Origin of the sequence: Kribbella caucasensis (assembly GCF_004361855.1) — a bacterium.
Classification (GTDB): Bacteria; Actinomycetota; Actinomycetes; order Propionibacteriales; family Kribbellaceae; genus Kribbella; species Kribbella caucasensis.
Map to the genome: position 1 here is coordinate 118,371 of NZ_SNWQ01000015.1, position 15,821 is coordinate 134,191.

Below are 15,821 nucleotides of genomic sequence, written 5' to 3' on the forward strand. Positions count from 1 at the left end.
AGCGGGAGGGATCATGCGTACCACCAGGTCAGGACCACTGTCCTTCGACCCGGTCGTCGTCGGCAACCGGGAGACGGACGCCTGGGCCGCCTACTACCGGCACGATTGGCGGGACTTCCTCGTCGCCGCGGTCGGTATGGTCTCCGCCGGATTCGGGATGCCGCCGCATCGGACACTGGTCGGAGCGTGGTACATACTGCGCGCCAACCAGCTGTGGGCGCCCTACCCGGACAACCAGCCGGACGCCGCCTGTGCGTACATGCGCCGATTCTACGAGCTCGTCGTACTGTCCGGCGGCCTGATCCTCGACCCGGCGCGGGCTGCTCGCCTGGAGGTCGAGTGGTGGCGAGTTCACCGGGCGCACCAGCACGAGGAGGATGTCACCGAGGAACAGCTCGAGACGGCCCTGCTCGACCTCTACGCCTACGTGTACGACGCCGACCGGGAGGCGGTCCGCCCGGCAGCACGCAAGCGGATCGAGGCGATGGACCTGTCCGACCGCTGGGTACGGGCAGGGTGTGATCGCGACGACCCGCTGCTGGCGGAGGAGCGGCGCGCGCTGGTCGCGTCGTACGCCGCTCTCCGCATCGCTGTCGAACGTTAGTGCTTCACGAGCTGACCCGAGACCGGGTCGAGGTAGAGCTCCTTGTTCTCATCGCTCTCTACCCGCGGCCGCCGGCGATCGGGCGGTCTCGCTGGGCCACGCCGGGGCCGCCGTACGGGTAATCCGCGGCGCCTGGATCGCTGGCCTCGTCGAGCTCGGCGCGCTCCTCGGCGGTGAGGTGCAGGTCGGCGGCGGCGAGGTTGTCGTCGAGCTGGGTCATGGTCCGCGCGCCCAGGATCACCGAGGTCACGGCCGGCCGATCGACCAACCAGGCCAGCGCGATCTGGGCCATTGAGATCCCGCGCTCCTCGGCGATCCGGCGTACCGTCTCGACCACCGCGCGGACCCGCTCGTTCTGGTTGCGGCGGGCCCAGGCCTCGACACCGCGGTCCGGGTTCTCCCCCAGCCGGGTCGCACCGGTCGGCGCCTCGTCGAAGGAGTACTTACCGGTCAGCCAGCCGCCACCCAGCGGCGACCACGGCAGCAGGCCGAGCCCATTCTCCTGGGCCGCCGGGATGATCTCCCACTCGATCTCGCGGACCAGCAGGTTGTACTGCGGCTGCAGGGTGACCAGCGGCGACCACCCGCGCCGGTCGATCAAGTCGCATGCCTTCTGCAGCTGCCAACCGGTGAAGTTGGACAACCCGCCGTACGCGATCTTGCCGGCCCGTACGGCGTCCTCGAGGAAGCTGAGCGATTCCTGGAGCGGCGTGATCGGGTCCCACGAGTGCAACTGGTAGAGGTCGACCTGGTCCACCCCGAGCCGCTGGAGCGACGCGTCGAGCGCACGACGGAGGTGCCGGCGGGACGTGCCGACGTCGTTCTGCCCGTCGCCGGTCGGGAACCGTCCCTTCGTCGCCAGGACGACGTTCTCGCGGGCCGAACTCTTCGCCAGCCAGCTGCCGACGATCTCCTCGGACGCGCCGGCCGTGTACACGTCCGCGGTGTCGATCAACGTGCCGCCGGCGTCGACGTAACTGTCGAGTTGCTCGTGCGCGCCGGCCTCGTCGGTCTCGTTGCCGAACGTCATGGTGCCCAGCGCATAGGTGGAGACGACAGTGCCGCTGGCGCCCAGGGTGCGGTATTCCACAGCTGCTCCTTCAGGTCTGGTTGCTCCTCACCCTAGTGGCCTGGAATTCGGCGGCTCCGGAAACTGTCCGGGCGTGGGGTTACTGTGACGATCGTCCGCGTGATGAAGGGAAAGTGATGAACACCAGCGAACTGCTGACAGATGCTTTCGGCCGGGTCCTGGAGGAGGTGCAGGGGGCCGTCGACGGGCTTGGCGATGAGGCGCTGAGCACCCGCCCGGACGGCGTCGGCAACTCGATCGCCTGGCTGATCTGGCACCTGACCCGGATCCAGGACGACCACCTGGCCGATGCGGGCGGATATGAGCAGGTGTACGTCGCCGACGGCTGGCATGAGCGGCTGGGGCTGCCGTTCGACCCGGCCGACACCGGCTACGGACACAGCTCGGCCGACGTGGCCGCGGTCAGGCTCTCGGCGGAACAGGTGACCGGGTACTACGAGGCCGTGCACGCGCGGACCCTGGAGTACATCAAGGAGCTGACCGACGCCGAGCTGGACCGGATCGTGGATCGCCGGTGGAACCCGCCGGTCAGCCTCGGGGTGCGGCTGATCAGCGTGATCTCCGACGATCTGCAGCACGTCGGTCAGGCGGCGTACGTGAGGGGGCTGATCAGCTGAGGTCCGTCTTCCAGAGCGCGGCCGGCCCGTCGGCGGGGCCCGCCACGAGATAGAGCGTGCGGCCGATCAGCCTGGCGTCCTTCACGGTGCCCGCCGGGCCGGTCGAGTCCCGCACGGTCCAGGGGCCGCCGTCCTGGCCGCTGACCACTTTCACGTGATTGCCATCGGCAACGATCTGGATCAGTTGTCCGTTGTCGTCGATCGGCGGGGGCAGCTTGTCCTTGTCGCCGATGGTGATGTCCGGGACGTTTCTGAGCCGCTTGGCGGCTCCGTCGAGCTGCCAGATCGCGAGTTTGCCGTCGGCATAGCCGGAGACAGTGCAGCGCGTCGCGGCGCAGGCGGCGGTGACGCCCTGGCTGCGGTTGCCCGGTTCGGGGAGCGCGACCCGGTTCCAGCCCTGGTTGAGGTCGGTGGACTGCCAGACGGCGGCTTCCTGCTGGACCACGTTCGGGGCCAGCCGTACCTGCGACCCGGTCTGCACGATCGCCTTGCCCGACGTCGTTCCGAAGCTGGGTCCGACCAGCAACGACGGCGTACTGCTGAGCGCGGTGCCGGCCGAGTCCTGCCGGGTCCACTTGGTGCCGGTCGCGTCGGTCGGCAACCAGACGGCCGCGTCCAGGCCCGAGGTCGAGCTCCCCCACGAGCCGAGCAACGCCTGCCCGGTCGGGGTGATCACCGCGGAGTACAGGGCTCCTGCGGTCTGCCCGCCGAAGGTGTTGAACTCCTGCGGATGCTCGGTCAGCGCGGTCGTCGTCGTACCGGTCCAGACGGTCCACCGGGTGTTCGAGTGCGCGCCACCCGCGGCTCCCCCGAGTGCGACCAGCCGGCGTCCGTCGTACGCGATCGAGTACCAGATCGCCTCGAACGCGTACGGGCTCTTCGCCGCGACCTTGATCTCCTGCTGCCGTTCCCCGTCGAGCAACAGCAGCCGCGGCACCACCTTCGCGCTCCGATCGCGCATCCCGACCAGCAGTTGCTCGCCACTTCCCGAAAGCACCACGGGCTCGGCCGGCAGCTCGACCTTCGTCCACGCCACCGGTTCGGGCGCGGCGGCCTTGTCCTCGCTGCAGCCACCGACCACCAACGCCGTGACCACCAGCGCTGCGACGCTCCCCATCCATCTGTTGCGCATGCGGCAGCTTGACATCCGGCGGGTTCGCTCAGCGGTCCTGTGGCAGCTTGGTCGTGCGCTTGCCGGGCTTGCGCGGTGCCGACGGCGGCGGCACAACCGGCCCGATGTCACCGTCCGGCGCGACATCCAGATCGACGATCACCGGTGCGTGGTCGCTGGGCCCGGTCCCCTTGCGCGCCTTGCGATCGATCCACGTCGCCTGCACCCGCTCGGCCACCGGTCCGGTCGCGAGCATCAGGTCGATCCGCATGCCGAGATCCTGGTGGAACATCCCGGCCCGGTAATCCCAGTAGCTGAACACCCGCTCGTCCGGCCACCGATCCCGTACGACGTCGTGCAGCCCCTTGCTCGACATCAGCTCCGCCAGCGCCTGCCGCTCTGGAGCCGTCACGTGCGTCTGCCCGATGTACGCGACCGGGTCGAACACATCGGCGTCCGTCGGCGCGATGTTCATGTCGCCACAGACGATCTGCTCGTCGGGCCCGGCCGCGATCACCTCCCGCAACGCCGCGAGCCAGGCCAGCTTGTACTGATAGTGATCCGAGTCCGGCACGCGTCCGTTCGGCACGTACAGCGAGTGGATCCGGATCCCACCGCAGGTCGCCGCCACCGCTCGCGCCTCCGGATTGGGAAACCCGGGCGCGCCGGCAACCCCAGTCACGACGTCTTCCAGGCCGACCCGGGAGAGCAGCGCGACCCCGTTCCACTGCACCTCGCCGTACAGCGCGGTCTGATAGCCACGGCTCGACAGCTCTTCATCGAGCAACTCGGTGAACGCGTCATTCGCCAGCTTGGTCTCCTGCAGGCACACGACATCCGGCTGCCGTTCGTCCAGCCACCCCAACAACCGAGGCATCCGCTGCTTCACAGAGTTGACGTTCCAGGTCGCTACTCGCACCCGACCTACGGTAGTCCCCAGCCACTCATCCCGCCGCAGGAACCACCCGCGCAAACCGCTCCACAGCCCCAGCCCAGCGGCCGGCATGCAGCGGTCTCCGGCCGCGGAGGGGTTGCGGCCGGAGACCGTTGCGCCGAACTCAAGCCGACGTCAGGCGCTCTGTTCTGATCCGGTGCTTCGCGCTGCGTTCGACGAAGAGGGGGATGAAGTCGCGGATCGGGGCCGCGGCGAACTCGGGGCGGGACTCCGAGACGACGCCGGCGATCTCCTCCTCCGGCAACTGCGGGAACTGTTGCGCCAGGCGTTCGACGACCTCGTTGATGGCGCGATCTTCTTCGGACCTGTCCATGTTTCATGGTCACCAGGTCCCCGCGCCGGGTTCAAGGGCGTCTCGGATTCCGGCACTGGGAGGTCTCGGCTTCCAGCTCTGGGGTCTGCGCTTCCGGCTCCGGGGAGACTGGGCCCAACCCTTTGAATACCAATCTGTCGCGATATATCGTCGACGTATCGCGACAGCTCTTGGTGAAGGAACGGTGGTCGGCATGACCGGATCGACGTACGCACCCGGGTGGCCCTGGTTGCGGTTCGCGCAGCACTGCATTTCCGATGACATGAAGCAGGACCTCAAGCGGGAGTGGTTCGCCGCCATGACCGGGCACCGTGGCCATCGCGGCCACCAGGGATTCGGCGGGCCGTGGGCCATGTTCGGTGGCGGCCCGGGGTTCGGCCCACCGCCGTGGGGCCCAGGTGGACCGCGCGGCTGGCGCGGACCGAAGGCGCGTCGCGGTGACGTTCGCGCCGCGATCCTCGCCGTACTGGCCGAGCAACCGATGAACGGCTACCAGCTCATCCAGGAGATCGCCGAGCGCAGCGGCGGGATGTGGAAGCCCAGCCCGGGCTCGATCTACCCCACCCTGCAGCAACTCGAGGACGAGGGCCTGGTCACCGCGGACGCCGAGGTCGGGCGCCGCACATTCACCCTGACCGAAGAGGGCCGCACCTATGTCGCCGAGCACGCCGACGAGGTGGCGGCTCCGTGGGAGGCGATGACGGCGCCGGCCGATGACGACGAGAGCGGCCTGAAACCGCTGCTCGGCCAGGTGGCTGCCGCAATGTGGCAGATCCTCGCAGCCGGTACTCCGGATCAGCAGGCCCGGGCCCGCGAGGCGCTGGCCGAACTCCGGCGCAAGCTGTACGGAATCCTCGCCGAAGACGACCAGGACCGCTCATGAGCCAGTACTACCCGGCCAAACCCGGCTCGATCCGCATCGACCTGATCCCGACCTCCAACGACGTGGCACGCACCGGCTTCGTCCGGATCGGTGACGCCGAACGCGACCAGGCGGTCTCCCTGCTCAGCGACCACTTCGTCGCCGGCCGGCTGACCCAGGAGGAGTTCGAAGAACGCAGCGGCCTGGCAACCCGCGCCCGGTACGCCGACGACCTGACCCCGCTGTTCGACGACCTACCGGACGGCCAAGACGATCCGCGCACCTGGTCCCCCGGCTCGCCGGCCTGGTCGCCCGCGTGGTCACACGGACGGTCGCGGGGACCCCGCTCCGGCCCGCCACGCTTCCGGCAAGGCCCACCGCCACCGTTCTTCTTCCTGGCCCCACTCCTGATGCTCGGCCTGGTAGCCGCCGTCGTCATGACCGCCCCCTGGCTCCTCTGGATCCTCTTCTGGGTAGCCCTCTTCGGCGGTAAATGGCAGCACCGCCACCACTACCAACACCACCGCAACCACACCCGAGCATGACCCTCAGCGTCCGCTGACCGCTCAACCCAGCGCACCCAGGACCCGAGTCCTGGGTGCGCGGGTGTGCTGGCGTGGGGTTCCGGCCGACGCCGCGGTCAAACGCCGTGCTCGTTACCCTGCTTGCGCTGGCGGCCGGCGAAATTCCCTGTGACCTTTCCCTTCGGACTGACGACCTGGTCACCCTTCATGCCGCCGCCCGAACCGGCAGCGCGCTTGGCCTTGCGCCCCGGCATCCAGCCACCGTTCTCCGGATCCTGCCCCTTGTACTTGCCCTTTCCCCATGCCATCGCTTCACCCCTCCAGAGGTAATACCGCGAGTAGGCCTCTCAAACTACAACCGCACAAGGTCTCACCCAGCGCCTCTGACCGGATTACCTCCACCAGCAAGCGCGGTAAGTCGTGATGCGGCAATAGCTGTTCGCGGCGCGCTTCGCTCTGCTGTAGACGGTGCTGCGATACGGGCGACTGCGTCGCCAGATCTTGTATCCGAATCTCCGGAACTTGGGGCGGAGATAGCCGAAGAACCTCTTCTGGCCGCCCCACCAATCCTTCCTGCCGTTCCAGGCGTCTTGGATTCCCAGGATGTTGCCGGTCACGGCCGAGGCGCAGTTGAGCTTGCCCTTACAACCTCCGCCGATGGCCTTCCAGAGGCTCTTGGACTTCTGCGCCTTACGAGCGATCCGCACCGCTTTGATCGACTTGCCCAAGGGAAGAAGCGCCAAGAAGTCCAGGCCCCAACGGTCGTTCCGCCAATGCCAGCGGACATATTCATTGCCGGCTCGGCAGAGCTTCCAGCACCACCTCTTGCCGTCAAGGTCGACCTGGTTGATCGGATCCGTCGGATAGGCGTAGGCGTTGGCGCCACCATCGTCGACCGGGTCGGTGCTGCTGAACAGGCCGGACGCGGAGTTGTACAGCCGTGCCCCCATCAGGATCAGGTCGGCACCCGACGTCGCGCGCTGCTTGGCACCGAGCCAGCCGTAGGTGATCACTCCGGTGTCAGCGATGGTCTGGGCACTTCCGTATTCGTCGAAGCTGTTCCATCCGCCCATCGTGGTCGCCGGCCGCCCGTCGGCCGGCAACTCGATGGTGCTGACCACATCCCCGTGCGTGTTCGCCAGGGTCAAGCGGCCCTTCCCCGCTTGATCGACTGTCAGCGACAGATCGTCGCCAATCAGTTCGGCGTAGCGGGTGGTGTTGGTGCCTTCGGTGACCCAAGTCGGGTTGTCGGTGGTGTCGGCGTAGTGCCGCACCTTTTGGCTGGACCCTGAAGAATCGGTCACCGTCTCGACCGAGCGGCGGTCCAGGGTGTCGAGGGTGAAGGTTGTGGTGGAGCCGCCCTGGGTGATGGAGCGGGCCAGGTCATTGTCGTAATACCCCAGGGTGATGTCGCCGTCGGCCGGTTTGGGGGCATCCGAGGCCGGCAGTGTGGTGGTGCGGCCGAGAGCGTCGTACGTGTAGGTGCCGACGCCGTTCGCCCCGGTGACCGGCCTGTCCGCGGTGTCGAACGCCCGGGAGATCGTCGTGGCACCGGAGGTGGAGCAGGCGCCGTCGGCAGCCGCGGGAGCAGTGGACTTGGTCAGGCGGTTGTCGTTGCCGTCGAAGCCGTACGTCCGGGTGACGCAACCGGGAGCCTGGGTCGGATCGGTGACGTCCACGCCGGTGGTTGCGGCGGTGCGGTCTTGGACCTGGGTCAGGCGGCCGATGCTGTCGTACGCGTAGGAGCGGTTGTAACCGATTGCGTCTCCAGGAGTGTCGCCGGTGGAGCCGGTAAAGGCGGTGCCGTCGGGGGTCCATTCGTGTGTGACCTGGCCGCTTACGTCGTTCTCGAGGGACCAGGAGAGCCAGGGCCCGTCGGGATCGACTGTGGTGGAGCCGTCCTCGTTCAGCGTCGTGATCTGGCCGGTGTAGCGGAGGCCGGTGGGTTCGCCGACGTTGTCGAGGTCGTTGTGCTGGGTGATACCGCCCGGCAGTTTCTGCACGGTCATCGCACCGCCCGCATCGTAGGCGCCTGTCGACGACCAGGTGGAGCCTGCGGTGGTTACCTCGACCTTGGTGGGTAGACCCCGGTGCTCGGCCTTTCCGGCGGCGTCGGTGCCGTCGTACGTGTAGCGGGTTGAGCCGTTGGAGTCGGTGACCGTGGCTACCGATCCGGCGGCGTCGTAGACCGTTGTGGTTGGTTGCTCGCCGAAAGGCTGGTAGGTGGTGGCACGCCCCCAGGTGTCGAAGCCAGTGGTGACAGTCGTCGTCGTGTTGTCGGCTGCCTTGGCCGTGACGGCCGTGGCTTGACCGGTCGTGGAGTCGTAGGTGGTGGTCTTCTCTGTGTTCGGGTTCGAGCTGGAGACGCCGAGGACCGTGGTCTTGGTGGTCTGCGGGCGGCCGTCCAGTAGGTACGTCGTGGCCAGGGTACGGGTGACCGAGGCGGAGGTTTCGACGACGGTCTTGGGGGCGAGCAGGTAGGTGAAGTTGCTCGTCGTCGTGGTTGGCAGCGGCGGGGTTGCGCCGGTGCTCGAGGCCGGGACCGCGGCCGGGTAGGTCCTGCAGATCAGGCCGGCCCATTGGGGCTTGGCGCCGCACTCCGGGATCACTGAGTTGGCGGCGGTGGTGTAGTAGACGGTCTTCGTCGTGCCCGCGTCCGCGCCGCTGGAGTTCGGCTGACGGGTGTCGATGACGCGTCCCTCGGCGTCGTACCGGCTGATCTTGACGCTGTCGCCGGTGGTCTCGTTGCGTGGTCCGGCCGGATTCGCGTCGGTGATGACTCGGCCGGCCAGGCCGAGCGCCCAGCCGGAAGGGTCACCGCTGACCGGCGGGTCGTAGTCGGTGAGGGTGCGGGAGATGACCTGGTCGGTCCCGGCACCGGGATCGAAGGCCGAGGTGGTCTCCGTCGTCGGCAACCGGTACGGCAGCGTCGTGTCGGGGTTGATCCCGGCGTTCGGCGCGAACTCGTCGAAGTCGAAGTGGGTGTGGGTGCGGACCCATCGCACGCTGCCGTCCTTCAAAGTGGCGAACCGCGACGGGCCGTAGGTGTCGGTGACGAGCGTCCCGGCCGGCGTGACGACGGTACCGGCGGCGTTCTTGACGTCGGCGTTGTAGACCGACACCGAGGCGAGCTGGTCCACCGCCGCACCCGCCGGAAGCGACTCGTCGATCACCGAGCGCAGAGCACGCTCGTCGAGCTCGCGGACCACGTTGCCTTGCTCGTTGTAATCGGTTGAGGTGTATTGCCAGTCACCAGCGCCGTACTTCGCGGCGTTGACCGTATAGCCGGCCGCATCGGTGTACTGCAGATCGGCGTACTGCCAGTCGTCAGCAGTCGGCGTACCGGCGACCGGGTGGTCCGGTCCGAACACGCCGAACCCGAACGCGGGTGCCGCCTTCTGGTTCCAGCGCGCCACCGAGGTGGTCGAGAGATCCGGAAGACCCGCACCCGACAGCGGTACGTCGTACACGAACCTCGCCAACGTCGCCATACCACCGGCCGGATCACCTGCTGGGCGATCGCGCTTCACCGTGTCGAGCTTCTCCCGCTGATCGACCGTCACGTAGTTGAGCTGGTACGGGACCTGCCCGGCCGGCTTCACCGACGTCAGGTGGTTCGCCGAGTTGTAGGTGTACTCCGTGGACAGGTTCGACCGCGGATCGGTCACCTTGGTCAGGAGAGCATTGACGTCATAGGTGTAGGCAGCGACCTTGATCGAGTCCATCGCGGCACCACCGGCCTTGTCCGGGTTGTAGATGTCGAGCCACGCTTCGCTCAACCGCACACGGGTCGCGCCGATCGTCGTGTACACGAATCGCAGCGCACGGCATCCGGCGTTCATGCCGGTCAGCGGTGGCTTGGTCGGGTCGTACGCGGCGCAGGTGACACCCGGCGGCGCCGGCGACAGGATCCGAACCACCCGGCCGTCGCCGTCATAGGCGAATGTGGTCTTGGCCGCGATCCCAGGCTCGGCGATCGTCTCCGGCCGGAACAACGTCGGCGCCGAGGTGGTCGGTGCGGCGGCCGCCTTCCAGGTCGTGACGGCGCCGTCGTCCTCGGTGTAGGACAGCATCGTCGACGCCCCGGTCCCGGACACGGTCAGCTTCGATCCGTCCAGCTCGGTGTCCTCGTCCGCCGGAACCCAGGCGCCGAGTTCGAACGCGGCACCCGCACGCCGCAGTCCCGACGGAGACTCGAAGATCAGGCTCGTGCCGTCGCCGTCGACCAGCGCGATCGTGCCGTCGACCTTCGTGGAGTCGACCACCTGCATGCCCGCGGCACCCGCCTCCGCGCCGTCGAACTGGGCGACCCAGCCCTGACCGAACGCGCCGTCGATGTTGTTGGTCGGCCCCGCGTACGTCGAGTGCGACCGCGAGATCGACAGGTCACCGGTGTACCCCGGCACCGAGACATCGGTGGCGTCGGTGTTGAACTCACCGGTCCACAGCGCTACCTGTCCGGGCCCGGCCGCGGCAGTCGGGAAACCGTTGCCGAAGGCATGCGGTAGCCGCTGGATCGTGGTGTTCGGAGTCTGCGACCAGGTGCACTGGGTCGACGAGGTGTAGGTGAAGCAGACCTGTACGTCGAGCAGAACCGGAACCCTGTCGTTCAGTGTCGTCGGCTGCATCCCGGCCGTGTTGGGATCGGAGTCGAGGAAAGCGTCGACCTTCGCGCTGTTGGCATCCCACAGCGTGGAGACACTGACTCCACCGGCGCCCTTGTCGTTGACGGTGAGAGCAGTGGCGTGCTCGTTCCAGCCCACCGTGTCGTCGGCGTTGCCGTAGCCCGAGACGCGCCAGCGAACGTGGGCCGCCACCGAACTGGACTGCCCCTTGGGCGGACCGGAGGCGGCGATCCGGACCGTGCTGGTCGTCGTGGTCCGCGGGTTCGCGACCGGCGAGGTCATCCCGGAGCCACCCCAGCCGAAACTGTGCGTCCGGGCGCTCGACAGCCGGCCGGCGGGCGTCTCCGCGACCGCGCTGATCACGTGCAGGCCGGCGACCGACTGGGGAATGGTCACGGTCGTCTTGGCGATCGCCGGATCGGTCGACTGGCGGATCTTGATCCGCCCTGCTTCACCGCCTTCGTCGTAGTTAGGGTACGGCTGGCCGTCGACGGTGACTCGGATGTAGCCGGGTGCCGAGTATCCGGTGCCGGTCGCACTGATCGTGCAGGTCACGTCGGTGGCCGGTTCGCTGTCCTGCCAGGTGCCGTCCTGGTACGGCGGCGGGCAGTCGATCGTCGGCGGTGCCGCAGGCTGACTGCCGATCCTCAGAGCCGTCCAGTCGGTCCACGGGCTGTCGACCCGGCCGTCGTTGGTCTTGGCCCGGATGTAGATCTGAGTGTTCTCCGGCAGATCCGAACTGGGTCGGCAGCCGGCCTCCGTGCCCGAGGCATAGACCGACGAGGTGCAGGTCGCCTTCAGCGTGTTCGGCCCGACGGTCGCGCTGTCGTGGAACTCGTAGACGTACTTGACGGTGTTGCCATCCGGGTCGGTCGCCTTCGTCTTCACCCACGGCCGGAGGTTTGGGGAGTAGATCGTGCCGAAGAAGACCTCACCGATCGGGCGATAGGCGATCGCCTCGCTCGGGTTGACCTTGGCCGGCGTTGCCGGGGGACGGTTCCAGGTGAGGGAGATGTAGGGATCGGCGGGGCCCTCGGTGGAGTAGAACCGTTTCCACGAGTTCGCATCCGCCTCGTTCGCGGCCTTCAGCGCGACTCCCGCTGTCGGGTAGGTGACATCTGACCAGAACCGCGCCAGGCCGGTCATCGGGATGTAGATCCGGTCGGCTGCGCAGGCGCTCGAGAAGCCCTTCGCGGCCGACACCGAACCCCACACCTGGATGCTCGTGGTCGGCTGCGCGGTCCACCGCGTCGAGGTGGTCGCTGGATTCGCCGAATGCACGTTGACCACCGTCGGCGTACACGTCACCGAGCCGTACTGCATCAGTGACAGGTGCGCCGAGACGATGTCCTTGCCGATGAACGGCGCGGTCGGGAAGTTCAGGAACGACCGCTCCGTGACCGTCCCGTTCTTACCGACCCGCAGATCCACCGTCGACGACAGGTCCGACGTGAAACCACTTTGGACGAAGGTGTCGAACGTCGCCATCACCGGCGTGTTCGCGTACGTCGGGTCCACCGTCACCGGGAACACCCGCGTCGGGTCCAGCAACCACTTCGCGTCCGGAGCGATCACCAAGGTCGCCTTGCCAGGCGACACCTTTTCCACGGTTACGTTCACCGCGGCCTTGTGCGAAGGCTCACCAGTGACCCCGTCGATCGCGGCGTCCCACATGAAACCGATCGGGATCCGCGACCGCACCACGTTCTTCGCGTCGACGAACTCGATCGTGCCGTCCTTGAGCTGCCGCGGCGTCAAACCCTTGGTACGCAAGGGGATCCGCCACACGGGCGCCGCAGCCGGCCGATGCTTGAGGATGAAGTCGTTCTCGAAACCGTTGCGGCGGGCATCCAAGACAAGGTCTACACCCGGCTGTACGTCGGCGTACGTCGCCTTGGTCCCGTCGAGGGTCGGCTCGGGCAGCTTCCAGGGCGAGATCCACTCCACTCGCTGGCCCGCGCCGGTATCGGACGACGCGAACACCTGCCCGGTCGCCGCATTGCGTTTGCCCAGCTGCAGGCCACGTTGGTGACCGCGCGGCGCAACCGAACCGTCGATCCCCTTCTGCAAAGTCAGGTCGATGTCCTGCCATCCGCCCGAAGCGGTCTTGAACCGGATCGGCGCAGCATGCGCGTCTGTGGTCATCGTGCCGTCCGGGTTCGACCAGGTGGTCGAGGTCTCGGTCCGCATCGACTCGACCTCGACCCGGCTGCCCTGCGACCGCGCCGTCACCGACGCCGACAGGACATCCGGACGCGAAACCACCTTCGGTTCCGCGGGTTTCGGGTCGGCCGACGGGACGGCGGCCTCGGCCGGGTCAGTGTGGTTCGCCTCAATCCCGGCTATTAGCAGAGCCAACGAGACCACCGCAGCGGTGAATCTCGGGAACTTCTGCAGGCGGGCACGCTGCGATCGATCCAGGACGAACACTGGCAACCCCCAAGGGCCTCACGCCGACCGGGGCGACTTCGACGACCGGGACAGATCGTCGAGCGGGTCAGCGACCCAACCATCGCCTACCCGGCCGTGCTCGTTACCCAAACTGCAACTAGTTGCAACCGAGCTTGACTTTCGGCCTTGGACTCCGGTTCCGCAGCGAGTCCGTCCGCCGCCGGACCACTCCCGGCCAGTGGCTCTCCGGCGTCCGCTTGGACCCGAGTCAGCACTTCACCGCATAGCGCGGTGTAGGGGATCCTGGTCCGGCTCACATTTGCTATAGCGCGCTTGGAGGCGTTCGTGCTGAATGTCGGTCGGTCCGCGGTACTCGTCCTCCTCCTCGCGCTCGGAATGGCCGGATGCGGGTCCGGGTCAGATCCAGCCGAGCCGGCACCGACGTCGCCGACCTCGCCGACAACACCCAGCTCGGCCGGGATGCTGGCTGCGTGCACGCCCGAGGGCGCGAAGGCGTTCACTGCACCTGTTGCCGGCGGCACCGCGGTCAGCGGCCTGCAGCTGGGGGACGCCGCCCGGGCCGTCGTGTTGTCCTACGAGTGGGGCGGATCGCCCTGCGACTGGTTCGAAGTCGCAACCGAGCTTGTCGCCCGCGGCTACCGGGTCGCACTGTGGGAATACGGCACCCTGACCGGCTTGGATCGAATCAAGGAACTGCAGGCCGTCGTGGACCAGGTCCGGGACGCCGGCGCGACCGAGGTTGTGCTGGCCGGCGGCTCGGTCGGCGGCTGCGTATCCATGATCGGCGGCTCCATGATCACCCCGGCAGTCTCCGGTGTCGTGGTGTTGAGCTGCGCTTCCTGGTACGACGTACAGCACCGGTTGCCGACCACGCCGCTGGCCGCCAAGCTCCGGTTGCCGACGCTATATCTAGCCGGTGACGGCGACACCCTGCCGGTCTCCGAGGTACGCAAGGACTTCGCCGCCATACCAGCCAAGGACAAGAAGCTGGTCATCGTCGCGGACTCCTCCGCCCACGGCGTCGAGCTCCTCTCCAATACCGAGGCAGCGGCCACGAAACCAGCCCTGTTCGCCTTCCTGGACCGAGTCAGCCGCTGACCAACGACATGCCCACGAAGCTGGCTCGGCGGCGACGTCCCGATGTGGTGGTGCCACGCCGATGCATCCACGACGCGAACCTGGATCGAGCGCGCCGGTCTCGTGGTGGAGCAAGAAGAATTCATTCCCGAAAGCCCCAGCGGCCACACCCTTCTCTGGGCCAGCCGAGCCTGAGGCGCCTCCGCATCGGGACTATCGCATCGCGGTCAAACGCCCGATAGGATCCGACGCGTGGATGATGCTCCTAGCTTGGCGACTTGGCTGGGCCGGCTGCAGGAAGCGTCCTTCAGCCAGGCCGGGCAGGCGGTGCGCAAGGCGTACCCGCCGGAGCGGCGGATGACCGGACTACAGCTGGCCGAGTACCTGGGGCGCCGAACATATGCGCTCGCGTCCTCCACCCCGGCCCGACGGCCGTGCGCACGCCGCACCGACGCTGTTCTCGGTATACGCGGAGGCGTTCTGGCTCCCCACGGTCGGCGGGGCGACCCGGCTCCGCAACGTACAGGCCCATCCGTGGCTCGCGCTGTCCGTACTCGAGGGCGAGCACGACACCCACGCCGCGGTGCTCACCGAAGGCCCGGCCGAGGTGCTGACGACGGTCCCGGCGTACGTCCAGGACGTCACCGAGCTGCGCAACGGCGGCGGCAGCCTCGACTGGGCAGCGGCCTGGCTGCGATTGACCCCGCAGCGGCTATTCAGCTTCGCCGAGCGCTCCTGGCAGGAATCCTCGTAGAACACGCGCTAGCACGGCCCGTCCAACACCGGCCGGAGTAACACAATCACAGCGGTGGGGCGGGTGGGACTCGAACCCACGACCCAGGGATTATGAGAGCCATGGCAACCTCACCACTGGACGACTTGAGACTCCAGTAATGCGGGTTCTCATCTCATCTGCCCTCATCGCCAACTCTCTTTGACCCCATTTCGCGTCACGACTCGCGTCACGCGCGACCGCTCGCAGGAGGTCAGTGACACTCCCCCTCGGCCGGGCTGGCCGGCGCCGGATCCAAACCGTAGCCATCGCCTTACAAGTCCGCTGCTGCACACCGACTCCGCTGTCTACAGGCCACAGACTGACCCAACGGCTGTCTGGGCTGCCATCTCTGGCATGTTCTGACTCCGGTTCATTGACAGATCCATTGACAGAGTTGTGGCTTGGGCAACATTGCGCCACGCGGGCGATCGCCGGCGCGGTCTGCGTCGGCGATCGCTTGTAGGTTCGCTCCGGTCAGGCTGGCCGGATAGCTGTGTGGTCGCGGCGGCGCTGTACGCCGAGGGTGACGCCCAGTCCGGCGCCGGCGAGGGCGATTCCGCCGAAGGCGCCGAGTGCGATCGAGGTGGCTTCCAGACCGTCGTCGTCAACAGTCTGGACAACCGGACTTGGCTCCGGCTTGACGTCGGCTGAGGCCGGTGCGGCCATCACTGTGAGGGCGAGGCCGGCGCCCGCGCCCACTGCCAGCCGGATCAGCTTGGTCGCCATCGAGTTCGGTGTGGGAGATGTGGTCTTGGTTGCGTTCTTCGTGCTGTGTACAGACATGACTGCTGCGCTCCTCTTGAGCGTCAAGGCGGGACTTCCTGTGCCGGTAGTCCGGGTACGCCTGACGGTCGGT

The 15,821-nt window shown here is 67.7% G+C and carries 13 protein-coding genes; 6 read left to right on the forward strand and 7 right to left on the reverse strand.

Going from position 1 to position 15,821, the window contains the following annotated elements; genetic code table 11:
• Positions 1–13 precede the first annotated feature (13 nt).
• Positions 14–604 carry a hypothetical protein gene (locus tag EV643_RS28030; protein ID WP_133803152.1) on the forward strand — a complete coding sequence of 197 codons (591 nt, stop codon included), beginning with the start codon at positions 14–16 and terminating at the stop codon, positions 602–604.
• Positions 605–662: 58 nt separating this feature from the next.
• Here EV643_RS28030 and EV643_RS28035 read toward each other — a convergent pair whose 3' ends face one another.
• Positions 663–1,694: an aldo/keto reductase gene (locus EV643_RS28035; RefSeq protein WP_133803153.1), complete on the reverse strand. Its 1,032-nt coding sequence runs from the start codon at positions 1,692–1,694 to the stop codon at positions 663–665.
• Between the two features lie 116 nt (positions 1,695–1,810).
• On the opposite strand from EV643_RS28035, the gene EV643_RS28040 reads away from it, so the two are divergent.
• Complete coding sequence (locus EV643_RS28040; RefSeq protein ID WP_133803154.1) at positions 1,811–2,311, forward strand: mycothiol transferase; 501 nt, start codon at positions 1,811–1,813, stop codon at positions 2,309–2,311.
• Here the strand turns inward: EV643_RS28040 and EV643_RS28045 are convergent.
• From EV643_RS28045 to EV643_RS28055, 3 genes are all read right to left on the reverse strand, one after another.
• Positions 2,304–3,443: a hypothetical protein gene (locus EV643_RS28045; RefSeq protein WP_238165851.1), complete on the reverse strand. Its 1,140-nt coding sequence runs from the start codon at positions 3,441–3,443 to the stop codon at positions 2,304–2,306. The genes EV643_RS28040 and EV643_RS28045 overlap by 8 nt on opposite strands.
• 28 nt (positions 3,444–3,471) lie before the next feature.
• The gene (locus EV643_RS28050) at positions 3,472–4,341 is read right to left on the reverse strand and encodes an exodeoxyribonuclease III (RefSeq protein WP_238165852.1); all 870 of its coding nucleotides are present in this window, start codon (positions 4,339–4,341) and stop codon (positions 3,472–3,474) included.
• 139 nt (positions 4,342–4,480) lie between these two features.
• Positions 4,481–4,690 (reverse strand): three-helix bundle dimerization domain-containing protein, encoded by a 210-nt coding sequence (locus EV643_RS28055; protein WP_133803156.1) that lies wholly within the window; start codon positions 4,688–4,690, stop codon positions 4,481–4,483.
• Between the two features lie 193 nt (positions 4,691–4,883).
• On the opposite strand from EV643_RS28055, the gene EV643_RS28060 reads away from it, so the two are divergent.
• Both EV643_RS28060 and EV643_RS28065 read left to right on the forward strand, forming a co-directional pair.
• Positions 4,884–5,573 carry a PadR family transcriptional regulator gene (locus EV643_RS28060; RefSeq protein WP_133803157.1) on the forward strand — a complete coding sequence of 230 codons (690 nt, stop codon included), beginning with the start codon at positions 4,884–4,886 and terminating at the stop codon, positions 5,571–5,573.
• Positions 5,570–6,097, forward strand: a complete 528-nt coding sequence (locus tag EV643_RS28065; protein ID WP_133803158.1) for a DUF1707 SHOCT-like domain-containing protein — start codon at positions 5,570–5,572, stop codon at positions 6,095–6,097. The genes EV643_RS28060 and EV643_RS28065 overlap by 4 nt, the downstream gene beginning before the upstream one ends.
• 95 nt (positions 6,098–6,192) lie before the next feature.
• Here the strand turns inward: EV643_RS28065 and EV643_RS28070 are convergent, their stop codons facing one another.
• Both EV643_RS28070 and EV643_RS28075 read right to left on the reverse strand, forming a co-directional pair.
• Positions 6,193–6,384 (reverse strand): hypothetical protein, encoded by a 192-nt coding sequence (locus EV643_RS28070; RefSeq protein WP_133803159.1) that lies wholly within the window; start codon positions 6,382–6,384, stop codon positions 6,193–6,195.
• 84 nt (positions 6,385–6,468) lie between these two features.
• Positions 6,469–13,131 (reverse strand): RHS repeat-associated core domain-containing protein, encoded by a 6,663-nt coding sequence (locus tag EV643_RS28075; RefSeq protein WP_133803160.1) that lies wholly within the window; start codon positions 13,129–13,131, stop codon positions 6,469–6,471.
• Between the two features lie 306 nt (positions 13,132–13,437).
• Here EV643_RS28075 and EV643_RS28080 point away from each other — a divergent pair, with 306 nt between their 5' ends.
• Both EV643_RS28080 and EV643_RS28085 read left to right on the forward strand, forming a co-directional pair.
• Positions 13,438–14,211, forward strand: a complete 774-nt coding sequence (locus tag EV643_RS28080; RefSeq protein ID WP_133803161.1) for an alpha/beta hydrolase — start codon at positions 13,438–13,440, stop codon at positions 14,209–14,211.
• 379 nt (positions 14,212–14,590) lie between these two features.
• Positions 14,591–14,944 carry a pyridoxamine 5'-phosphate oxidase family protein gene (locus EV643_RS28085; RefSeq protein ID WP_133803162.1) on the forward strand — a complete coding sequence of 118 codons (354 nt, stop codon included), beginning with the start codon at positions 14,591–14,593 and terminating at the stop codon, positions 14,942–14,944.
• A 495-nt stretch (positions 14,945–15,439) separates the two neighbouring features.
• Here EV643_RS28085 and EV643_RS28090 read toward each other — a convergent pair whose 3' ends face one another.
• A complete protein-coding gene (locus EV643_RS28090; RefSeq protein ID WP_133803163.1) occupies positions 15,440–15,748 on the reverse strand; it encodes a hypothetical protein in 309 nt (102 codons plus the stop codon).
• Positions 15,749–15,821: the final 73 nt, after the last annotated feature.